Origin of the sequence: Flavobacterium chungbukense (assembly GCF_020805785.1) — a bacterium.
Taxonomy (GTDB): domain Bacteria; phylum Bacteroidota; class Bacteroidia; order Flavobacteriales; family Flavobacteriaceae; genus Flavobacterium; species Flavobacterium chungbukense.
In genome coordinates this window covers 546,139-568,124 of the sequence record NZ_JAJGZV010000001.1, presented here as the reverse complement: position 1 = coordinate 568,124, position 21,986 = coordinate 546,139, and the positions used below count along the sequence as shown (strand labels likewise).

Here is a 21,986-nt window from a genome sequence, read left to right as displayed (position 1 = left end):
AATGGCTAAAAACAAAACCACTGAAACCGTAAGCAGTGTCAACGATTTTATAAATGCTGTTGATAACGAAGCAAAGCGTAATGATGCCTTTCAACTTGTAAAAATAATCCAAGAAATAACGGGGTTTGAACCCAAAATGTGGGGACCAAGCATTATTGGTTTTGGAAGTTATCATTACAAATACGCCAGCGGCCATGAAGGCGATGCTCCGTTAGCAGGTTTTTCTCCACGAAAAGCGGCAACCACTGTTTATTTTTATTTACCAGAAGAAAATAGAGACGAACTATTGTCGAAATTAGGAAAACACACGTCATCAAAAGCGTGTATTTACATTAAAAAATTAAACGATATTGACATTGAAATTTTAATAAAGATAATTTTACTTTCAATAGAATACACTCAAAATTTATATCCTTCAAAATAAATGATCACATTTTTAATCTTATTATTTTTAATAGTTTTTGCTGTTTATAGATTTCTTCAGCATCCAAAATTTGGAAAAGCTCCTTCTGGCGAAAGACAGCTTTTAATTGAGAAATCGCTTCAATATAAAAATGGAAAATTCGAAAATCAAAGTTTTACTCCCGATTTAGCCGAAGGCGAAAGTATGGCTGGAGTTTTGTTAGAATTTTTCTTTAAGAAAGTAGACCGAAAAACTCCTACCGATTTAATTCCGTCAATCAAAACCAATTTAAAAGACCTTTCTCTTGAAGAGGATATTTTGGTATGGTTCGGCCACTCTTCGTATTTTATTCAATTAGCAGGAAAACGATTTCTGATTGATCCCGTTTTTAGCGGTAACGCCTCTCCTATTCCTGGTACAACAAAATCGTTTAAAGGCTCTGATATTTATGCGGTTGACGATCTTCCTGAAATTGATTATTTGTTAATTACGCACGATCATTACGATCATTTGGATTACGATACTATTTTAAAATTAAAACCAAAAACCAAGAAAATAATTACCGCTCTCGGTGTTGGTTCTCATTTCGAATTCTGGGGATTTCCAGCTGAAAATATTATCGAAAAAGATTGGTACAGTACCATTCAATTGGATGAAAATCTAACTATTCATACAACACCTTCAAGGCATTTTTCGGGAAGAAGTTTCAAAAGATGCAATACGCTTTGGACTTCTTTTGTTTTAGAAACTAAAGATTTTAAAATGTATTTGGGCGGCGACAGCGGTTACGATTCACATTTTGCCGAAATTGGCGAAAAATATGGTCCTTTTGATGTCGCTTTGATCGATAATGGCCAATACAACCAAAAATGGAAATACATTCACAATATGCCCGAAGATGTCATAAAAGCCATGAAAGATTTAAAAGCAAAAAGAGTATTTCCTGTTCATTCGTCTAAATTTGCTTTATCACTTCACTCTTGGGACGAACCTTTGAATAAAGTCACAGAATTGAATGGCTTAAGTGAAAATCCGATTCCTTTAATTACCCCAATGATTGGCGAAAAAGTGGAATTGAAAAATGAAAAACAAGAATTTAAACAATGGTGGCGTAATGTTCGGTAATTGGTAATTGATAATTGATAATTGGTAATTGATAATTGATAATTGATAATTGATAATTATTAATTGTTAATTGCAATGTCACCCTGAGCGAAGTCGAAGGGCATTCCTATTGGCAATTGGGCTTCGACTTCGCTCAGCCTGACAACGAACTCAGCACTTGAAACAAAAAAAATGAAACAAAAAATATATTATCTAGCAATTGCATTTCTCCTAACCGTAAATCTATTTGCTCAGAACACCTACGTCTTTTTAGGTTCATACAATCGTGATAAAACGGCTGAAGCAATTCAGGTTTATCAATTGGATACTTTGAATGGAAAACTGACCAAATTCACTTCGGTTAAAAATGTCGTGAATCCCTCCTATTTAACGGTTTCTCCAAACGGGAAATATATCTACGCTTGCACGGATACGAAAACACCAAATGCAGGAAGCATCAGCAGTTTTGAATTTAATCCTGCAACAAAATCACTTACTTTTTTAAATAGCCAAAGAAGCGGTGGTGAAAATCCAGTTTATGTTTCAGTTCATAAAAACGGAAAATGGATTGCAAATGCGAATTATACAGAAGGAAGCGTTTCTGTTTTTCCGATATTAGAAAATGGAAAAATCGATTCGATCGCGCAGAATTTTCAATATATGGACGGAAGTGTTAATAAAGAAAGACAGACTAGATCTCACGTTCATTCGGCTGTATTTTCTCCTAATTCTGATTATTTATTTTTGCCCGATTTAGGCGCCGATAAAATACGCTGTTATGCTTTTGACGAAAATCAGAAAAAGCCTTTGATAGAAACTAAAAACCCATTTACAAAAACGGATTTAGAAGCTGGACCAAGACATTTTACTTTTCATCCGAATCAAAAATGGGGATATTGTATTGAAGAAATGGCTGGACAAATAAGTGTTTATAATTATGAAAATGGTGTTTTAAATAAAATTCAGCGTCTTGCGACACATCCTGATAAAATAAAAGACGGTTTTGAAAGTTCTGACGTACACATTTCGCCCGACGGAAAATTTCTTTATGCTACAAATCGCGGAAAAGAAAATAACATTGCTATTTTCTCTATCGACAAAAATGGGCTTTTGAAAAATATTGGTTATCAATCTACTTTTGGCAAACATCCTCGTGTTTTTGCCATTGACGAAAGCGGTAAATTTTTAGTTGCTTCTAATGTTCAAACCGGAAATGTAATTGTCTTTAAAAGAAATCCTAAAACAGGATTATTGAAGAAAACTGGAAAAGAAATTAATATACAAGATGTTTCTTGTGTTCAAATAAAAAAGATTTAACTATTCTATTATCTTTTGTCATTCTGAACGAAGTCGAAGAATATCTCAAGCAAAAAAACTAACTAAAAACTAAAAAAATGACAGCATCAAACTTCAATTTAAAACCAGATATTTTAGAAAATGAAATCGTAAAACTAATTCCATTAGAAGAAAAACATTTTGAAGAACTATTTAAAGCAGCTTCAGATCCATTGATCTGGGACCAAAATCCTGTCAAAAATAGATATACAAGTGAAGGATTTAAAACTTATTTTGATATCATAATTACAAAAGGATCATTCTTAATTCTCAATAAAGAAACCAACGAGATTATGGGAACAACCAGTTTTTACGATTACAAACCAGAAGAATCGAGTGTGGCGATTGGTTACACTTTTATAACTAGAAAATATTGGGGCGGACCATATAACAAATCTTGTAAAAAACTATTAATTGACTATGCCTTTCAGTACGTAAATTCGGTACTCTTCCATGTAGGAGCAGAAAATTTCCGTTCGCAAAAGGCTGTTCTAAAACTTGGAGCAGAAAAAGTAAGAGATATGTTTATTACCGCAAATGGCGTAGATATGCCTTATTTTGAATATGAATTAAAGAAATAGTGAATTAGTGATTAGTAAAATCATTTCACATTTCACATTTCACATTCTACATTTTACATTTTACATTTACAAAAAAACAAAAAATGAAAAGAATAACAGTATTCTGTGCCTCTAGTTTTGGCACTGAAAAAGTATATGAAGAACAAGCGATTTTAGTTGGAAAAACTCTTGCTGAACAAAATATAGAATTAGTTTACGGCGGAGCAAATGTAGGTTTAATGGGCGCCTTTGCTGACGGAGCTTTAAATGCTGGGGGAAAAGTTATTGGCGTTCTTCCGAACTTTTTAAGATCGAAAGAAATTGCGCATCAGGGTTTAACCGAATTGATTTTGGTTGAAAGCATGCATGAAAGAAAAACTAAAATGAATGATTTATGCGATGGCGTAATTGCGCTTCCAGGTGGTTTTGGAACTCTTGAAGAACTTTTCGAAATGTTGACTTGGGCACAACTTGGACTTCATAAAAAACCAATCGCTATTTTAAACATTAACGGTTTTTATGATTCTCTTATCACGTTATTAGAAACAATGACTGAAAAAGGTTTATTGAAAGAAGTAAATCAGAAAATGCTTTTAGTTAGCGATACCATAGATGATTTATTAGAACAAATGAAAAATTATACTGCTCCAACTGTTGGAAAATGGATTGATAAAAAAGAAGTCTAAATCATTTTAGAACCACTTTTAGGTAAATTTTCACGTTTTTACTGCAACTATTTCATAAATTAGAGGTTGCAAGAAAAAATTGAGTTTCAGTTGTAAACCAACTTCTTACATCTAACTTATAACTTCTAACCTCAAAAAAAATGAAAACAGAAAACAACAAATTTGCAAAAGCAGAAATGCTAATACGGAAACCTGTTTCAGAAGTTTTTCAGGCTTTTATAGATCCTCAGATTACGAGTAAATTTTGGTTTACAAAAGGCTCAGGAAAACTGGAAGAAGATCAAAAAACCGAGTGGACTTGGGAAATGTATGGTTTTTCACTTTCCGTAAAAACGATAGTGCTTCAAGAAAATAAAAAGATTGTTATTGAATGGGGAAATCCTGACGAAATTACTTTGGTAGAATGGGTTTTCAATCCATTAAACGAACATGAAACTTTTGTAAGCATTACCAACTCAGGTTTTCAAGGAGATTCAGACAAAATAATCGATCAAGTTCGAAATTCTACAGAAGGTTTTACGCTTGTTTTGGCTGGCGCGAAAGCCTATTTAGAACATAATTTACTGTTGAATTTGGTTTTAGATCGATTTCCGAAAGGCCTTGCTTGATGTTTATTTAAACGCAAAGAGCACAAAGGTTTTTCGCAAAGTTCGCGAAGTTTTTTTGAGAGTCATCAAAATGATAAAGATCGCAAAGCTTATTTATATATTTTTTTGCAGACAAAGCTTTGCGAACTTAATACAAAGATTTCCCAAGTCACGTAATTAAAATACCTTAGCGCACTTTACGTTAAAAAAACTCACGTTACTGATGAGAACTTGAAACCTGAAACTTGAAACGAAAAAAAAAAAAAAAATGGAAGTTAAAAAACCTGAAAATATCGATGAATATATTGGCGCATTTCCGAATGACGTTCAGGAAATTTTGGAGAAAATCAGAATGACCATTCAGAAAGCTGCGCCAGATGCCAAAGAAAAAATCAGTTATTCTATGCCGGCTTTTGAACAAAATGGAATTGTGGTTTATTTTGCCGCCTTCAAAAATCATATCGGATTGTACGCTCTCCCAAGCGGGCACGAAGCTTTCGCTGAAGCACTTTCTAAATATAAATCTGGCAAAGGATCTGTCCAATTTCCATTGAAAGAAAAAATACCTTACGATTTGATTACTAAAATTGTCAAATTTAGAGTCAAAGAGAATTTAGAGAAAGTGAAAAAGAAATAGCTTAAATTTGAAGTATTACGGACCACAAACTCTTTTTCGATGAAAAAATTAAACCTTCTGTTTATCCTTTTTATTTTTCTTGTAAGCAATTTGAGTTTCGCTCAGGATGAATCTTCAATCGAAAAAGAAATTTTAGAACTGCACAAACCAACTAAAAAAATCCGAGATTCAATTATTGGACTGCAAAAAGGAATTTTTTCCAAAATAGAAATTGAAAAAGATTCTGTAACTAAGAATCAATTAATACTTCAACTAGATGATTTAGAGAATGCAAAAGATCAAAATGACATCAATGAACTAAAACTTGATTTTGTTTTTGCTAAAAATCACCCAAATTCATTGCGTTCCCTAAGCTTAATCAGAATACCTGTAAATCGCTTTATTGGAATGAATTTTTATGACACTTTTGTTGAAGTTTTTGAAAATTTTTCGTCCGAAATAAAGAACTCTGAGAAAGGTCTCGAAATGGCAGAAAAGCTGAGATATTTTAAACAAAGTAAAGTTGGAAGCAAAGCGCCAGAATTCTCTTTAAAAGATATTAATAATAAAACTATTTCGCTAGACGAATTTAAAGGAAAACAATATGTTTTAATAGATTTTTGGGCAAGCTGGTGTGGGCCGTGCCGCGAAGAATTGCCCTATATTAAAGAATTGTATCAAAAATATCATCAACAAGGTTTTGAAATAATTAGCATTGCAAAAGACGATAAAACAGATCTTTGGAAAAAAGCTATTTCAAAAGAAAAAATAGAAATCTGGAGACACATTTTTACTTCAGAAGACACCAAAAGTGTCACTACAGATTATTTTGTTAACGGGATTCCGCATAAAGTTTTAATAGACAAAAACGGCATTATTATTGGTAAATGGAAAGGCAGTGGAGAAACCAACAAGCACGATCTGCAACAGCAATTAAAATCTATTTTTGACGCCGAATAATACATTTCTAATGAACGACCTAACAGAACATTACAACCAACTTTTTGAAACTTCTGCTAAAACAATTACAGCAGGAAAATATTCTATAGATTTAGAGCTTAAAAACCAATCTGATTCTCGTTTTGGCATCACGTTGCTTATTCGCCCAAATGAGGAAATTAAAGCCAATATTGAGCATTTTATTCATGAATTAAAAAAAGTAGAACCTGAACAATATTTTTATCCTGATTCAGACATTCATATTACGGTTATGTCTATTATTTCGTGTTCGGAAAACTTTACTTTAAATCAGATTTCGCCAAAAGAATATATCGAAATTATTTGCAGAAGTTTGGTAGATGTAGACAAAATCAAAATTCATTATAAAGGCGTAACCGCTTCTCCATCAGCTTTGATGATTCAGGGATTTCCTCGTGATGAAACTTTAAATAATTTACGAAATAAACTTCGTGAAAATTTCAAAAATTCAGGATTACAGCAAAGTATGGACACTCGTTATTCTATCTTTACGGCGCATTCTACGATAATGCGTTTTCAGGAAAAACTCCATAATCCGAAAAAATTAATTGAAATAGCGCAAAAATTCCGCGATTATGATTTTGGGGAATTTGATGTCAAAAATTTAGAATTGGTTTACAATGATTGGTATCAGCGCAAAAGCACTACAAAAGTTTTGGGTGATTTTGGTTTGAGGTGATTTTTTTTAGCCACGAATTCACGAATTATTCTCTGATATAAAGTAAAATAAAATCGTTGGGATTTGTGAAATTAGTGGTAAACTTAAATCTGTATTTTATTTGAACTTACCAAAATGCCATAAAATTCCAGATGGATCGTGCAGAAAACATTCACTTCCCCACTCTAGATATTGTATCGGACTTAACTTTGCCCCTTCATATTTTTCTGGAAGATTTAGAGCAGAAAGTTCACTATAATATTGTTCAACATTCTCAACTTCAACAAAAATCATGGTATTGTCAATCCAGTCTTGTACGTAAGCATCTTGCAGATAAAAGGCAATTTCATTGGATTTAAAAACAGACATTTTTGCGTCTAAAACCGTTTCCTCGAAACCTAAATCACGATAGAAACTTCTTGAAATCTCGAAATTTTTAGAACCAATAAATGGTCGAATTGATTTTATGTTATTTTCCATTTTAGTTTAGTTTTCAATTTAAAAATCTATGTTATCCAATTGACAAAACCAATTGGGTTGACAATCTGTAATGACGCAGCCGCCTTGCTTAGAAGTGACTTTTTCCTCTTCTTCTTTAGAAATTATTTTGCCATTTTTATCCGTCGCATTACCGTTCTTATCTCTATATTTAATTTTCATAGTAAATCCATAAACAATCGGAATTACTTGATCATTCTTTTTACATACAGGACAAACATTGCCTTTGCCTTCGCTATATGGACAAATTGAAGCATAGGGAATTTCAACATGTTTAACTTCATTCTCTTTTAAACATACTCGATAAATAATATTGGTTGGATATGTTCTAGGTGAAATGGATAATCTTAAAGTATCTGTAGCTAAATTATTAAAGACAAAACTTAAATTATGATTTACTTTTACACTATCAATTCTATTTCCTGTCTTCAATATTATATAAGTTTTTTCAGAAACACTTTTATAATTTTCAACATCTTTTAAAATTAATTTCCCAGTAAGTTTCCCATTTTGAGAAAAACTCACAAACGAAATAAAAAGAAAGTGCAAAAAAAATTTAAGCCTCATTTGTAAAAGAATTACAAGTTTATATCATTATAAGAAATTAAAAACCATTTGTTGTTTATCAATTTAAATTGTCTTTCAACTTCGAAACCACTATCTGGAATCCAAAATCTTTCTATAATTAGAGAATCTGTTTTTATTAAGGAATGTTCATATTCTCCTATTTCTGTTTTTTCTGCAACAGGAATAGCAAGGAATTCCCAATTCTTTCTTGTCCAATTGTATTGTTCAAAGCCAGAAACATGTTTTCCTTCAATTGGAAAATCAACTCTTGAAACCTGAAAAATAGAATCTGAATGAAATTTTTTATTGAATTCTTCGAAGTTTTCAGCTGTTTCTGTTTTCTTAGATTCAAAACTATTTTTCGTTTGAGAATCTAGATTTGATTCTTCTACTTTATTTTTATTACAACTTAAAAAAAAGATGCAAAAAGCAGCAAGTGTAAACGTTTTACAGCTTTTCATAAAACTAGATATTTATCCTTTTTTTAAAATACTTCCCAAACCACGACCAATCTGTTCAATCGCTTCAATTCCTTTTGCTAAAGGCGAAGCGGTAAAATCTTCATAGGCGTCCATAGCACTTTCTTTTCTATCATCTTGCGGATAAACCAAAATAACATTGTTGTCATCAAAAGATTTTTCGAATTTCTGAGGCAGTTTGTCAAAAATAGATTGGTACGAAACAGAACCTTTTCTTGAGAGATTGAAAACAACTAAATCCGTTGATTTTATTTCATCTGAAATAGATTCAAAATCTTCCCAATCCGAAACATTTTTAAATCCTAATTTAGCATTTAGTTTCAAATTATTAGCAATTTGCTGAATCGTTTCGTGTGTTTTATATTCGGCATGAATCACAATCGGGATACTTAATTCTTGAGATAAACGGCTGACTTTTTGAATTAATAAATGAAACCCAATTCCTCTTTCTGAAAAAGGAGGACAAACAAAAACCAATCTTTTTTCTTCAATAAAATTCTTTTGAAATCGGCAGATAAATAAATTTTTATCCACATTATTGATAATAGAATCTACATTTTCACCGAAAATTTTATCCAAAAATCCTGTCTTTCTCGGCCATCCTACAATCACAATATCTGACATGATTTCTTTAGAAGTTCTTGCAATTCCACTCGCAGGATTATGATCGATTCTGGCAATTGTATTGATTTTCACTTCTGAAGCCGAAGCCTGAACCACAAATTTATCAACGGCTTTTCTATATTTTAAAATATTCTTTTCCGCCTGATTATTATTCGGAACAATCGTCAATAATGTAACCGGATTTGATGATTTTTTATCTTTAATTAAAAGTGCAAAATCCAACAAACTCGCGGCCGCAGAAGTTTTAGCCAGCGGAATCAAAATATGCTCATCTAAAATCTGATCTTTTTCAGCATCGTCGTGTGAAATTTCTTCTTCGCAGATCGCAATTTTCTTTGCCGCTTTTTCTGTTGCAAAAGAAGCCACAATACAAGTTATCAGAATTAATATAATGGTTCCGTTTAAGATATTTTCGTCTAAAATTTTAGCTTTAAATCCAACCAAAATTACAGCTAAAGTTGCAGCGGCGTGCGCACTGCTCAATCCGAAAATAAGCTGTCTTTCTGTTTTGCTGTATTTAAAAACAATTTGCGTAAAGAAAGCCGCAATCCATTTACCAAAAATCGCTACAACGCTCAAAGTTCCTGCGACAATCAATGCAGTCGGACCACTAAGAATAACACTGACATCAACGAGCATTCCTACCGAAATCAAGAAAAATGGAATAAACAATGCGTTTCCGATAAACTCAATTCTATTCATTAAAGCCGACGAATGAGGAATTAAAGGATTTAACGCCAAACCTGCCACGAATGCTCCAATAATCGGCTCTACTCCTGCTACTTCGGCCAAAAAGGCTGCAAAGAAAACAACAGAAAGCACAAAAATATAATGGGCATGTTTTTCACTTTCCAACTTCTTAAAAAACCATTTTGCAATTCTCGGAATAACCAAAAACATAATCGCCGAAAAAATCGCCAACGAAACTCCCAATTTAATCCAAAATGCTTGATTTAGGTTTCCTTGACTGCTTCCCATAATAACGGCAAGAATAATCAAAACGGCAGTATCTGTTAAAATAGTTCCACCGACAGTAATGGCAACAGCTTGATTTTTTGCAATTCCTAATTTGCTTACAATAGGATAAGCTACCAAAGTGTGCGTAGCAAACATACTTGCGGTTAAGAAACTGGCATTAAAGTCATATTTCAGTAAATAAAAACATACTGGAAATCCGATAGAAAGCGGAAAAATAAAAGTGAAAAAGCCAAATAATAAACTTTTATTTCGATTGGCTTTAAACTCGTTCATGTCCAATTCTAGTCCAGCAATAAACATGATATAAAGCAATCCGATAGTTGAAAATAGATCAACAGCTGAATTTTTTGCTAAAATATTTAATCCGTGAGGTCCAATGATGACTCCAGAAATAATCAGCCCGATAATACCTGGAATATTAATTTTTTTAAGCAAAATAGGTGAAAGCAGGATAATAAAAAGTATCAACGAAAAAATCAATACTGGGTTGCTTAGCGGTAATTCGAATTCTTGTAATAGATGTTTGAAAAATTCTATCATATGGTAACTTTATCTTCTTGTGGTATTCTAATTTGTAAAAAGACATTTTCAGAATTAAAACAAAATCCAGGAAGTATTAATATTAAGAATCGAGTCTTTTATAAACTCGTTCTTTTACAAAAATACCTAAAAAAGACGAACTTTTAACGGAAACTGCATATTAAGGATTTAAAATTATTTTGTTGCCGAATTATTAAAATTTAATATATTTTTTAATAAATACGCAAGATTAACATTCAAACATGAATCTTCATTGCATTATTCAATTATCTTTGTCTTAACAAAAAACGAACAATGGAAGAATGTATCTCTGTTTTTGATATGCTTAAAATTGGCGTTGGCCCTTCAAGTTCACATACTTTGGGACCTTGGCGCGCTGCTGAACGCTTTCTTGAAGAGCTGAAAGACGAAGCAATTTTAGACGATATTACACGAGTAAAAGTAGATTTATACGGGTCTCTTTCTTTAACAGGAAAGGGTCACGCAACCGATCTTGCTGTTATGTTGGGTCTAAGCGGACAAGATCCTGAATATATTCCGGTTGAAGATATTGCGGGAATTATCAAAAAAATTGAAACTACAAACGAAATCAATTTGGGCAACCAAAAAATGATTCCGTTCTTTTTTCTTCAAGACATTGTTTTCAATAAAGATTTTCTTCCTTTCCATGCAAATGGATTGAAATTTACTGCTTATAAAGCTGATAATTCAGAATATGAATCTACTTTCTATTCTATCGGAGGCGGATTTGTGGTGAAGGAAGAACGCACGAATGCTAAACTGAAAGAAGTTATAAAATGTGCATTTCCTTATCCGGTTCAAAACGCAGCTGAATTATTAGCCTATACGATTTCTGAGAACAAATCGATTTCTGAAATTGTATATGAAAATGAAATTTCGATGCGGCCGGAAGCCGAAGTGCATTCTGAATTAATGCGTATTTGGAATACAATGTTAGAATGCATGTACATCGGTTGTCATTCGGAAGGAATACTTCCGGGCGGACTTCACGTACGAAGAAGAGCTTTCGACATGCACCAAAACCTAATCGGATTATCTAATTATAACGATCCGCAAAGCTGGTTACAAGAAATTAGAAAAACTGAGGTTAAATTTCGTCAGATTTTAAAATGGGTAAGCTGTTTTGCACTTGCCGTGAATGAAGTAAACGCATCTTTAGGTCGCGTTGTTACAGCTCCAACCAACGGAAGTTCTGGCGTAATTCCAGCCGTTTTAATGTATTATATGGTCATTGAAAATCATGATGCAGGCGAAAAAGAAATCAAACAATTTCTGATGGTTGCAGGCGAAATTGGAAGTATCTTTAAAAAAGGTTCTACTATTTCTGCCGCAATGGGCGGATGTCAGGCAGAAATTGGTGTTTCGTCATCAATGGCCGCTGCAGCACTTTGCGAATTAATGGGCGGAACTCCTGCACAGGTTTTAATGGCTGCAGAAATTGCAATGGAACATCATTTAGGTTTAACCTGTGATCCAATTGGAGGTTTGGTTCAAATCCCGTGTATTGAAAGAAATACAATGGGAGCAATTAAAGCCATAAATGCTGCTGAATTGGCTCTAGAAACTGATTCGAAAAATGCAAAAGTACCTTTAGACAAAGTAATTAATACGATGTGGGAAACGGCAAAAGATATGAATTCTAAATATAAAGAAACCTCAGAAGGCGGACTTGCAATTGCTGTAAATATGGCAGATTGTTAAAATAAGTTTGCCGCAAATTTCACGAATTTCCACGAATTTTATTGAAGTGAATAAAAAAATAATTCGTGAAAATTCGTGAAATTCGTGGCAAAAAACAAAATCAACTTCATGAAAAAACTTTACTTTTTACTTTTTTTCTGTTCTGTTCTACTGCATTCTCAAGAACGTTATTTTCTAAATTCAGATACAAGACTTTATACTTCTCCAAACTTATCTGCTGATTTTTTGGGTTATTTTAAATATGGCGCAGAAGTTCGAGTATTATCTGAAAGTCAAAATGGATGGCAAAAAGTACAGTCTGATAATTTTAATGAAGGATTTGTACAAGAGAAATACATCGCTAAAAGGTTAAATGCCAAAGATGTAAAAATAAAAGACAAAGAAAATCCAATTTTAGAAGGTGGCGACGCTTATTACGGAGGAAACCATCTTTTTGTTTTAGCCGCAGGATTGAAAGCAAGAGCTTTACCAGATAAAAATGCAAAAATTAGAGAAATTCTTTTTACTGGTGATCCCGTTCCTGTAAATTATCTTCCTGTAAATTCTGATGAATGGGTAAATATAAATGGGAATTTTAATGAAGAATACGCCAAATATACTTTAAGAAAATTTCTGGGCGCAAGACCTAATTTCGATTCTTTATTAAAAGATTTTGACAAACTAGATATTAACGCTATTGGGGAACGTAAAACGCTAAGCGAAAGAATTGTAGAATTAGCATGGAATACAGATTACTCCTCATTAATTCCAGCTTACAAAAGATATACTGAAGTTGTAAAACAGATAAACGATCCCAAATTAATTGCTGAAACCGAATTAAATATGGATCTAGCAAAAGCTTTAGCCAATCATAAACTGCCAGAACAAATTATTGCCTTTACTCAGAAAGCTCATTATTCATTAAAAGGTTTTAAAACAAAATCAGTTTATATTTCTCAGACCGATTTGGTTAAAACTTTTGGAATTCCTCCAAAGAAAAACAAAATTGGAGATGAGTGTGGCATTTACTTAAGTGATTTGTTTTATTATTATCCAGACTTGGAAGTTTCTGTAAATGAAAAAGAAAACAAAGCCGAAATCATTAAAGTTTTTATTAATGAAAATAATAAATTCATCATCAATCCGAATGCAATTTTAGATCACACACTGTCTGAAAAAGCTTTCATTGAAAAATATGGAACCTATATTGAAGCATCGTTAAAATGGCCTCATCATTATTCTATCATAATGGAAGACAGTCAATTTAGATTAGAATTTAAAGATGGAAAACTATTTTCTGTCGAAATATTCTATTATTGCTGATTCCCGTTTTACAATTATTCAATACTTTTACAATATCAAAAAACAAAAAAAATGTCAGTAGCAAAGAAAGATTATAAAAGAATCACAACAAAGTCATTAATTGAAATGAAAAGTAATGGAGAAAAAATCTCTATGCTTACAGCTTATGATTATACAATGGCAAAAATTGTTGACACTGCGGGTGTTGATGTAATTTTAGTTGGTGATTCTGCATCGAATGTGATGGCGGGTCACGAAACAACTCTGCCAATTACCTTAGATCAAATGATCTATCATGCTTCGTCTGTAGTTCGTGCCGTCGAAAGAGCCCTAGTTGTAGTAGATTTACCTTTTGGAAGTTACCAATCTGACCCTAAAGAAGCTTTGCGTTCTTCTATCAGAATTATGAAAGAAAGTGGCGGACACGCAGTAAAATTAGAAGGCGGAAAAGAAATTAAAGAGTCTATTAAAAAAATATTACATGCTGGAATTCCAGTAATGGGACATTTAGGTTTAACTCCTCAATCAATCTACAAATTCGGAACTTACAGCGTTCGTGCAAAAGAAGAAGAAGAAGCTGAAAAATTGATTGAAGATGCTCAAATGCTAGAAAAAATTGGATGTTTTGGAGTTGTACTTGAAAAAATCCCAGCTGATTTAGCTAAAAAAGTTGCTGACAGCATTTCTATTCCAGTAATCGGAATTGGTGCTGGAGGTGGTGTAGACGGTCAGGTTTTAGTTATTCACGATATGCTTGGAATGAATAACGAATTTAGCCCGCGTTTCTTACGCCGCTATCTAAATCTTTACGAAGAAATGACAGGTGCAATAAGCCAGTATGCTGCAGATGTTAAATCAAGTGATTTCCCTAACGAGAAAGAACAATATTAATTTTTGAGGTTCTAAGTTGCTAAGATTCTAAGGGACTAAGTTTTTTTAGGCACAAAAATTCAAAGTAACAAAGGCTCAATCCCGAAGTTTCGGGACAAAGATTTTTTTTATGAATTGCCTCCAGCTTTAGCTGGAGGTTTATTTTTAAAACACATTATAGGCTTTTGCCAAATTTCATCAAACTAACTGATTGATTTTGAAAATACTATCTGATAAAAATAATTTGCAAATTCTTCACGAAGACAATCACATTATTGTGGTTAATAAACGTGTTGGCGATATTGTACAAGGAGATAAAACAGGTGACAAACCTTTGTCTGATGTTGTAAAAGAATACATTAAAGCTAAATACAACAAACCTGGAGATGTTTTTTTGGGTGTCATCCATCGTTTGGACAGACCAACAACTGGAATTGTGGTTTTTGCCCGTACTAGTAAAGCTTTATCACGAATGAACGAATTATTTAGCAATCGTGAAACTAAAAAAACATATTGGGCCGTTGTGAAAAATAAACCAAAAGAGGCTAAAGCTAAATTGGTGCATTATTTAAAAAGAAATGAAAAAAATAATACTTCAAAAGCACATTTAAAAGAAGTTCCTGACAGTAAATTGGCGAGTTTAGATTACACTATAATCAAAGAACTTCAGAATTACACTGCGTTGGAAATCAATTTGCATACTGGGCGCCATCATCAGATTCGTGCGCAATTAACAGCGATTGGATCTCCAATTAAAGGGGACTTAAAATATGGGGCAGACCGAAGTAATCCAGACGGCGGTATTCATCTTCACGCCCGAAAACTAACTTTTACTCATCCAGTTTCTAAGGAAGAAATTACAATTATTGCACCTACACCAGATGATTCGATCTGGAATGCAGTATGATTTTTATGATTTAATTGTTAATTTTTTAATTTTTATCGATTAACTTGCATAGAGTAAAAATCAAGCTAATCGGAAAATGGATTATAAAAGCGACATCGGATATCGAAAAGAAACTCTAAAAAAGTTATTATATAATATTCAGAAAAGCGAAGATTTAATTATAAAAGCTTTGTATGATGACTTTAAAAAACCAGAGTTTGAAGCTGTTGTCACAGAAACGCATTATGTGATTTCTGAACTAAAAGATGTTATTAAAAATATCCGAAAATGGGCAAAACCAAAACGTATTTTTCCCTCAATTCTCAATTTCCCTTCCAGCGATTATATTTACAAAGAACCTTATGGCAATGTTTTAATCATTGCTCCCTGGAATTATCCTTTTCAGCTGGCTTTATGCCCTTTGATTGCTGCGGTTGCAGCTGGAAATAAGGTAGTTTTAAAACCGTCTGAACTTACGCCTCACACCTCTGCCATTATTGCAAAAATTATAGAAAAAACATTTCACATCAATCACGTAGAAGTTTTTGAAGGCGGTGTAGAAGTTTCAAATAAATTATTGATGCAACGCTGGGACTATATTTTTTTTACCGGAAGTGTTGCCGTTGGAAAAATCATTGCAAAAGCTGCCGCAGAACATTTAACCCCCGTAACTTTAGAATTAGGCGGAAAAAATCCATGCGTAGTAGATGAAACTGCCAATTTAAAACTGGCAGCAAAACGTATTGTCTGGGGAAAATTTATCAATGCTGGACAAACTTGTATCGCACCCGATTATATCTTGGTTCAGAAAAACATGAAAGTTAATTTTATTACGTGTTTAATTGAAGAAATAATCAAAGCTTACGGAAAAAAGACAGACAAATCTCCTGATTTTGCACGAATTATAAATACCAAAAACTGGTACCGACTAACAAATATGATTCAAAATGAACATATTTTGTTTGGAGGAGAAAGTGATGCCAATAAACTTTACATCGCTCCCACTCTATTGGAAGAACCTGATTTAGATAGTCCGGTTATGAAGGAAGAAATTTTTGGTCCTATTCTTCCAATTCTTACATATGAGAATCTAAATGACATTGAAAACGTTGTGAGCCGTTATGAGAAACCTCTTTCATTTTATATTTTTAGTGAAAATAATTCGTTTGCTCAAAAATTAATTTCAAAGTACTCTTTTGGAGGAGGATGTATCAATGATACCGTAATTCATTTCTCCAATAAAAGGCTTCCATTTGGCGGTGTTGGTCATAGCGGAATTGGCGCATATCACGGCCAGCTTAGCTTTGACACTTTTTCTCATCATAAGGCTATTGTAAAAAAGGGAAATTGGCTCGATTTACCAATGCGATATGCACCTTACCAAGACAAACTGGCTTCTATAAAACGCATTTTAGACTGGCTTTAAAATAGTTAATCTTCTACGGAATGTTTTGTAGATTTTTATACGGATTTGATTTAAAATACTATATTTACGTCAAGATACTTATAAAATATTACAAGTCTATAAAACAATTTTACGCAAAAAATGAAATCTACACTTGATCAAATTGAGGACATTAAAAAAAATGGCTATTCACTTGATTTTGCTACAACTTTTGACCATGCCTTCGAAAACTATAAGAAAATAGCAGTTTATTCCGGACTTATCTTTTTTATCTTTTCGATCATTGTCGCCGTGGCTTATATGGGAACAATAACTGCCTTTTTCGGAATAGAAAATATCAAAAAAGACTTCATCGGAGAATATAGCAAACGAAAGTTATCTGGAGACGAACTTTTAATACATTCTCTTGGATTGGCTACATTGGCTGGTTTACTAGCACCTTTTATGGCTGGTTTTTTAAAAATGGCAGATTCTGCAGATAGAGATGTCGAATTTAATGTTTCAACAATTTTCAGCTATTATAAGGCTCCTTATTTCATACAATTATTTATAAATGCCTTTATTCCCGCTTTAATAGGAACAGGCATTTCCGAAATAGTTAAAAACATTGACAGCTCCTCTATAGGAAATACTATTGCAATTGCAATACCGTACTTTATATCCTACTTCATGTTTTTATCAATTCCGTTAATTGTCTTTGGAAAACTAAAAGGAATTGAGGCTATAAAATCAAGTTTTATCATTGTTACCAAAAAACCGCTTACCATATTTGCTTTTTTCATTCTAGGTTTTATCGGCTCTCTTGTCGGTCTTATTGGCTGTGGTATACTTGTACTTTTTACGATCGTCTTTAATTCCTCAATGATTTATGCAACATATTACGCGATATTTGGAATAAAACAAGAAGATTCAATTGATTCAATTGGAAATTCTAGTGTAGAATAAAATAGAAAAATCTTATTCATAAGAAGACTGACCAACTCTTTTTAAGAATTTTCAAAGGCTTTTTAGTAAACCAACTACCCCAAATTCTATGGCCGTGGACTATAGTTTTTTCAATTCGGTAATTTCAGGAATTTCTAGTATCGGAAATGCCTTAGATGCTATTATGGCAAGTTGGCAACTATTTTCTTCAGACATTATTTTCTACAATAACCCAAAACTTATTGTTTTAGGATTATCTCTTTTTGCTTTTCTTGCACTGCTCGTTTATCAGTTTTTTAGAATTAAATCTAAAATTGGATACTTCATTGAAAAAAAGAAAGAACAGGATACTGTTAGCAAAGAATATCAGTTATACATTTTATTTTTCGGAATTGCAGTAATTGTAATCGAAATTATAAATGAAATTTTCAAAATTAGACCCAAAAGTCTTTTAGTTTTAAATGTTTACATTGGTATCAGTGTACTGATTATTTATGCTATTACTGATAAAATAAAATGGTTACGCGATAAAATTCAACAAATTTTTATCTTTTGTTTTTTCATTTACATGAGCTATGTAGGCTCAAATATTATTTTACTTCGAAGCGATGTTGTTCCTATAATTGTTTTTCTAATATCTTTTTTCTTTTCGTATAACATTCTTAAACCCATACGAATATATTGGCTTTTTGTTGGTTTAGTTTTTACATTTCTAATTGTAACCGTAGCTTTTCATCTCATCCCAATAAAATCTTCTATTTTACTGATTAATTTCTGTATTCTAATATTCATAATCAACCAAGTAAAATATGCTGTTTTATTAAACAATCGCGATAACTTTAGGTTTGCAAATGAAATTGTTCATAAAGGAAACTCACTTACTATTGCTGTTAATCAAAAGGGCGAAATTTTATTTTGCAGCGAAACCATCATCTCTATTTTGGGTTATCAGCCAGAAGAAGTTATGGGATTAAAATTTTGGGAATTAACACAGGATTCTGAATTTACAGCAAAATTAAATCCCGTAAAAAACCAAGAAGACAAAATTTATATCCGAAAATTGAAATGTAAAAACGGAGAGTTTAAATACATTCAATGGAAAGACAAAAAATTCTCTGACGATTTGATAATAAGCATTGGTCAGGATGTTACAGAACAAATTCTTGTTCAAAACCAATACAAAAATCTAATTCAGACCGCAACAGATATTATTTTCGAGTTTGATACTGATGGTAATTTCACCTTCATAAATGAATTTGGTATTTCTATTTTAGGTTATTCAGAAAATGAAATTATTAAGAAACACTATTCTAATTTTATTCGAGAACAATACGTTAAAAATGCGGCGGATTTTTATTCCAATTTAGTTGTAAATGAAGCAAATAATCCCGTGATAGAAATTCCGATTTTGAAGAAAAACGGAAAAGAAATATGGATTTCTCAAAAAATTACCGTACGAAGAAATGAATTCGGGCAATTTGCAGGCTTTTCAGGAATAGCAAGAGATATTACAGAAAAAAAGAATATCGAAAAAGAGAAAAAAAGACGTCTCAAAAAAATTGAAGCTTACAATAATTCAACCAAAAAACTGTCAACAACCGATTTCAGTAAATACGACAAATTAAACATTGTAATTGATTTAATTTTAAAAGAAGCATCAGCAATAAGCAATGTCGATCGAGTGAGTTTCTGGAAATACGACAGTGATTTAATTACCTGCCAAAATCTTTATAGTCTTGACAATCAAAACTTAAATAATAAAAATATTCTAAACAAAGAATCGTATCCAATTTATTTTGAAACTTTAAGCAACAAAGCGATTATTAATGCTCCAGATGTTTTCAATAAATTAGAGACTTCTGAATTTCAAAAATTATACTTTACACAAAACAATATCAAGTCGATGTTGGATGTTCCTATTTTCTTAACTGGACAACTGGCTGGAGTTGTCTGTTTTGAAAGCACGGAAAAAAAACGAGAATGGGACAATGAAGATATCAATTATGCGAGAACAATCTCTGATGTTATTTCACTTGCCATTTCTTCACAAATGAGATTGGAGGCTGAAAGAAAACTAGAATTTAAAAGTAATCTTTTATCTGCGCTTTCGCTCTGTACCGAAAAATTTCTATTGAGCAAAACGACCGAACAAATGTTTAAGGAAACTTATAACATTATAGGAAGAGCTGCAAAAGTAGATCATATGTATTATTACGAAAAAGATCCGATTTACAATACGGTAAGCCAAAAATACAAATGGTCACGCGAGGGAGTTGCGCATCAGATTACACCGCTGCGCCATATGACCGAAGAAAATTTAAAAGAAATTTACGATGCCGCTCAACAGAAGAAAATTTTAAATACGTTGACAAGTCAGCTTGACGAAGGTTTCTTTAAAACGCTTTTAATTAATAATGAAATCCAGTCTATATTAATTTTACCGCTTTATATCAATGATCTTTTTACTGGTTTTATAGGTTTTGACGATTGTTTTAATGAAAGAAAATGGTCTGAAGACGAAATCAATATTTTTCAGGTATTAGCCAATAATATCTCGTCTGCCTTAGAACGCAATCGTAATGAAAGCAAAATACTTGAAAGTGAAGAGAAGTTTAAGTTAATAGCTAACAATATTCCTGGAACTGTTTACTTATCCAAATTTGATGCTTTTTCTACGAAGATTTTCCTAAATGACGAAGTTCTGAACTTAACTGGATATTCAAAATCAGAATTTATCGAAAATAATTTATCATTCCTTTCCTTGATTCATCATGATGATAAAGAAGAAGTAATCAACAATCAGATTGATAATTTACAAAACGGAATGCCGTTGCATAATGTTTATCGAATTCAGCGAAAAACCGGAGAATATATCTGGATTGAAGAATTTGGAGATGTAATAAAAAGAGATGATGAAATTGAATTTGTGGGTGGAATTTATTTTGACATCACCAATAAAAAAGAAATTGAAGATGCCATAAAAGCGAAACAATTGGCAGAAGCGGCCAGCAAATCTAAATCTGATTTCTTAGCTAATATGTCGCACGAAATTAGAACCCCGCTCAACGGAATTATTGGTTTTACTCATTTATTGATGAAAACCGAATTGGAAGAAATTCAGGAAAAATACATGACCACTATAAATCAATCGGCGCATTCGCTACTTGAAATTGTAAATGACATACTGGATTTTTCTAAAATCGAAGCAGGAAAATTAGAATTGTTTATTGATCTTTATGATATCAAAAAGGTTTTAGCACAGGTTTTTGATCTGATTGTTTACGAATCAAATCAAAAAAATCTGACTCTTGAACTGAATATTGATAGTGATGTACCAAAATTCATTTGGACCGATATTGTTCGAATCAAACAAATCTTAATTAATCTCCTTTCTAATGCGATAAAATTTACAACTGAAGGTTCTATCAAATTAAATGTTTCTGTTCTAGAAAAAAAGAAAAACAATTATCATCTGATTCGTTTTGCTGTGATTGACACTGGAATCGGAATTCTGGAAAAAAACCAAAAGAAAATTTTCAAAGCTTTTTCACAAGAAGATAGTTCTACAACGAGAAAATTTGGAGGAACAGGATTAGGATTAACCATTTCAAATCAGTTATTGGCTTTGATGGAAAGCCGACTACAGCTTGAAAGTAAAATAGATGAAGGAAGCACTTTCTTTTTTGATTTGAACTTAAAAACAAGTAACCAAAGCATTACTGATAAATACAATACAGAACTCAAAAATTTAAATATCGAATTGGACTCTGAAAATGTAGAGCGCGACGGTAATAAGATTACATTTTTAATTGTAGAAGACAATAAAGTAAATATGCTTCTTCTAAAAACTATCATTAAAAACCTTTATAATAATGCCTACATATACGAATGCGAAAATGGGTATGAGGCGATACAACAATTTGAACAAATTAATCCAACAATAATTTTCATGGACATTCAGATGCCAATTATGAATGGTTATGAAACAGCAAAAGCCATCAGAAACAGTCCAAAAGGTCGCGATATTCCGATAATCGCGGTAACAGCTGGAACAGAAAAAGAGGAAAAGAATAAATGTATTTCTGCCGGAATGGACGATTATATTTCTAAACCTATCATGAAAGGAATTGTTGAAGAAGCCTTAACCAAATGGCTTGGATAATTTAGTTTTCAGTCTCAGTCACAGATTTCAGTCTAAATCTCCAATTAAGACTTTAACTGCGACTAAAAACCAAACATAAATCTTTCAAATGTAAAATTTATCATAAAAAATCTATAAATTCGT

Annotated in this window: 20 protein-coding genes; 16 read left to right on the top strand and 4 right to left on the bottom strand. The window is 32.4% G+C overall.

All coding sequences use genetic code 11. The features are described 5' to 3' along the window. Position 1: 1 nt before the first annotated feature. From LL966_RS02385 to LL966_RS02345, 9 genes are all read left to right on the top strand, one after another. Entirely contained in the window at positions 2-424 is a 423-nt protein-coding gene (locus LL966_RS02385; RefSeq protein WP_229349829.1) for a DUF1801 domain-containing protein, read from the top strand. Then, positions 425-1,528 carry an MBL fold metallo-hydrolase gene (locus LL966_RS02380; protein ID WP_229349827.1) on the top strand — a complete coding sequence of 368 codons (1,104 nt, stop codon included), beginning with the start codon at positions 425-427 and terminating at the stop codon, positions 1,526-1,528. It begins immediately after the preceding gene. 171 nt (positions 1,529-1,699) lie between these two features. Next, positions 1,700-2,824, top strand: a complete 1,125-nt coding sequence (locus LL966_RS02375; RefSeq protein WP_229349825.1) for a lactonase family protein — start codon at positions 1,700-1,702, stop codon at positions 2,822-2,824. A 77-nt stretch (positions 2,825-2,901) separates the two neighbouring features. Next, positions 2,902-3,423, top strand: coding sequence for a GNAT family N-acetyltransferase (locus tag LL966_RS02370; RefSeq protein ID WP_229349823.1), 522 nt, complete (start codon positions 2,902-2,904; stop codon positions 3,421-3,423). A gap of 83 nt (positions 3,424-3,506) precedes the next feature. Continuing rightward, the gene (locus tag LL966_RS02365) at positions 3,507-4,088 is read left to right on the top strand and encodes an LOG family protein (RefSeq protein ID WP_229349821.1); all 582 of its coding nucleotides are present in this window, start codon (positions 3,507-3,509) and stop codon (positions 4,086-4,088) included. Between the two features lie 140 nt (positions 4,089-4,228). Next, positions 4,229-4,696 (top strand): SRPBCC family protein, encoded by a 468-nt coding sequence (locus tag LL966_RS02360; protein WP_229349819.1) that lies wholly within the window; start codon positions 4,229-4,231, stop codon positions 4,694-4,696. Positions 4,697-4,943: 247 nt separating this feature from the next. Next, positions 4,944-5,312, top strand: a complete 369-nt coding sequence (locus tag LL966_RS02355) for an iron chaperone (protein WP_229349817.1) — start codon at positions 4,944-4,946, stop codon at positions 5,310-5,312. A 39-nt stretch (positions 5,313-5,351) separates the two neighbouring features. Beyond that, the gene (locus tag LL966_RS02350; RefSeq protein WP_229349815.1) at positions 5,352-6,251 is read left to right on the top strand and encodes a TlpA family protein disulfide reductase; all 900 of its coding nucleotides are present in this window, start codon (positions 5,352-5,354) and stop codon (positions 6,249-6,251) included. 10 nt (positions 6,252-6,261) lie between these two features. Beyond that, on the top strand, positions 6,262-6,948 hold the full coding sequence (locus tag LL966_RS02345) for a 2'-5' RNA ligase family protein (RefSeq protein WP_229349813.1): 687 nt from the start codon (positions 6,262-6,264) through the stop codon (positions 6,946-6,948). A gap of 96 nt (positions 6,949-7,044) precedes the next feature. On the opposite strand, the gene LL966_RS02340 is transcribed toward LL966_RS02345, so the two are convergent. From LL966_RS02340 to LL966_RS02325, 4 genes are read right to left on the bottom strand one after another with little or no spacing between them, the layout of a single operon-like run. Further along, a complete protein-coding gene (locus LL966_RS02340; RefSeq protein WP_229349811.1) occupies positions 7,045-7,407 on the bottom strand; it encodes a VOC family protein in 363 nt (120 codons plus the stop codon). A gap of 18 nt (positions 7,408-7,425) precedes the next feature. After that, entirely contained in the window at positions 7,426-7,992 is a 567-nt protein-coding gene (locus tag LL966_RS02335; protein ID WP_229349810.1) for a hypothetical protein, read from the bottom strand. Between the two features lie 11 nt (positions 7,993-8,003). Continuing rightward, positions 8,004-8,453, bottom strand: a complete 450-nt coding sequence (locus LL966_RS02330; RefSeq protein WP_229349808.1) for a hypothetical protein — start codon at positions 8,451-8,453, stop codon at positions 8,004-8,006. Positions 8,454-8,465: 12 nt separating this feature from the next. Beyond that, positions 8,466-10,613 carry a cation:proton antiporter gene (locus LL966_RS02325; protein WP_229349806.1) on the bottom strand — a complete coding sequence of 716 codons (2,148 nt, stop codon included), beginning with the start codon at positions 10,611-10,613 and terminating at the stop codon, positions 8,466-8,468. Between the two features lie 294 nt (positions 10,614-10,907). Here LL966_RS02325 and LL966_RS02320 point away from each other — a divergent pair, with 294 nt between their 5' ends. The 7 genes from LL966_RS02320 (at position 10,908) to LL966_RS02290 (ending at position 21,863) form a co-directional block, all read left to right on the top strand. Continuing rightward, positions 10,908-12,335, top strand: coding sequence for an L-serine ammonia-lyase (locus tag LL966_RS02320; RefSeq protein WP_229349804.1), 1,428 nt, complete (start codon positions 10,908-10,910; stop codon positions 12,333-12,335). 108 nt (positions 12,336-12,443) lie between these two features. Next, positions 12,444-13,637, top strand: a complete 1,194-nt coding sequence (locus LL966_RS02315; RefSeq protein WP_229349802.1) for an SH3 domain-containing protein — start codon at positions 12,444-12,446, stop codon at positions 13,635-13,637. Between the two features lie 51 nt (positions 13,638-13,688). After that, positions 13,689-14,507 (top strand): 3-methyl-2-oxobutanoate hydroxymethyltransferase, encoded by an 819-nt coding sequence (gene panB, locus LL966_RS02310; protein ID WP_229349800.1) that lies wholly within the window; start codon positions 13,689-13,691, stop codon positions 14,505-14,507. Between the two features lie 196 nt (positions 14,508-14,703). After that, positions 14,704-15,393: an RluA family pseudouridine synthase gene (locus LL966_RS02305; protein ID WP_229349798.1), complete on the top strand. Its 690-nt coding sequence runs from the start codon at positions 14,704-14,706 to the stop codon at positions 15,391-15,393. Positions 15,394-15,469: 76 nt separating this feature from the next. Continuing rightward, entirely contained in the window at positions 15,470-16,798 is a 1,329-nt protein-coding gene (locus tag LL966_RS02300; RefSeq protein ID WP_229349796.1) for an aldehyde dehydrogenase, read from the top strand. A gap of 120 nt (positions 16,799-16,918) precedes the next feature. Beyond that, positions 16,919-17,722 carry a hypothetical protein gene (locus tag LL966_RS02295; protein ID WP_229349794.1) on the top strand — a complete coding sequence of 268 codons (804 nt, stop codon included), beginning with the start codon at positions 16,919-16,921 and terminating at the stop codon, positions 17,720-17,722. Between the two features lie 88 nt (positions 17,723-17,810). Beyond that, positions 17,811-21,863 (top strand): PAS domain S-box protein, encoded by a 4,053-nt coding sequence (locus LL966_RS02290; RefSeq protein ID WP_229349792.1) that lies wholly within the window; start codon positions 17,811-17,813, stop codon positions 21,861-21,863. The last annotated feature ends 123 nt before the right edge of the window (positions 21,864-21,986 follow it).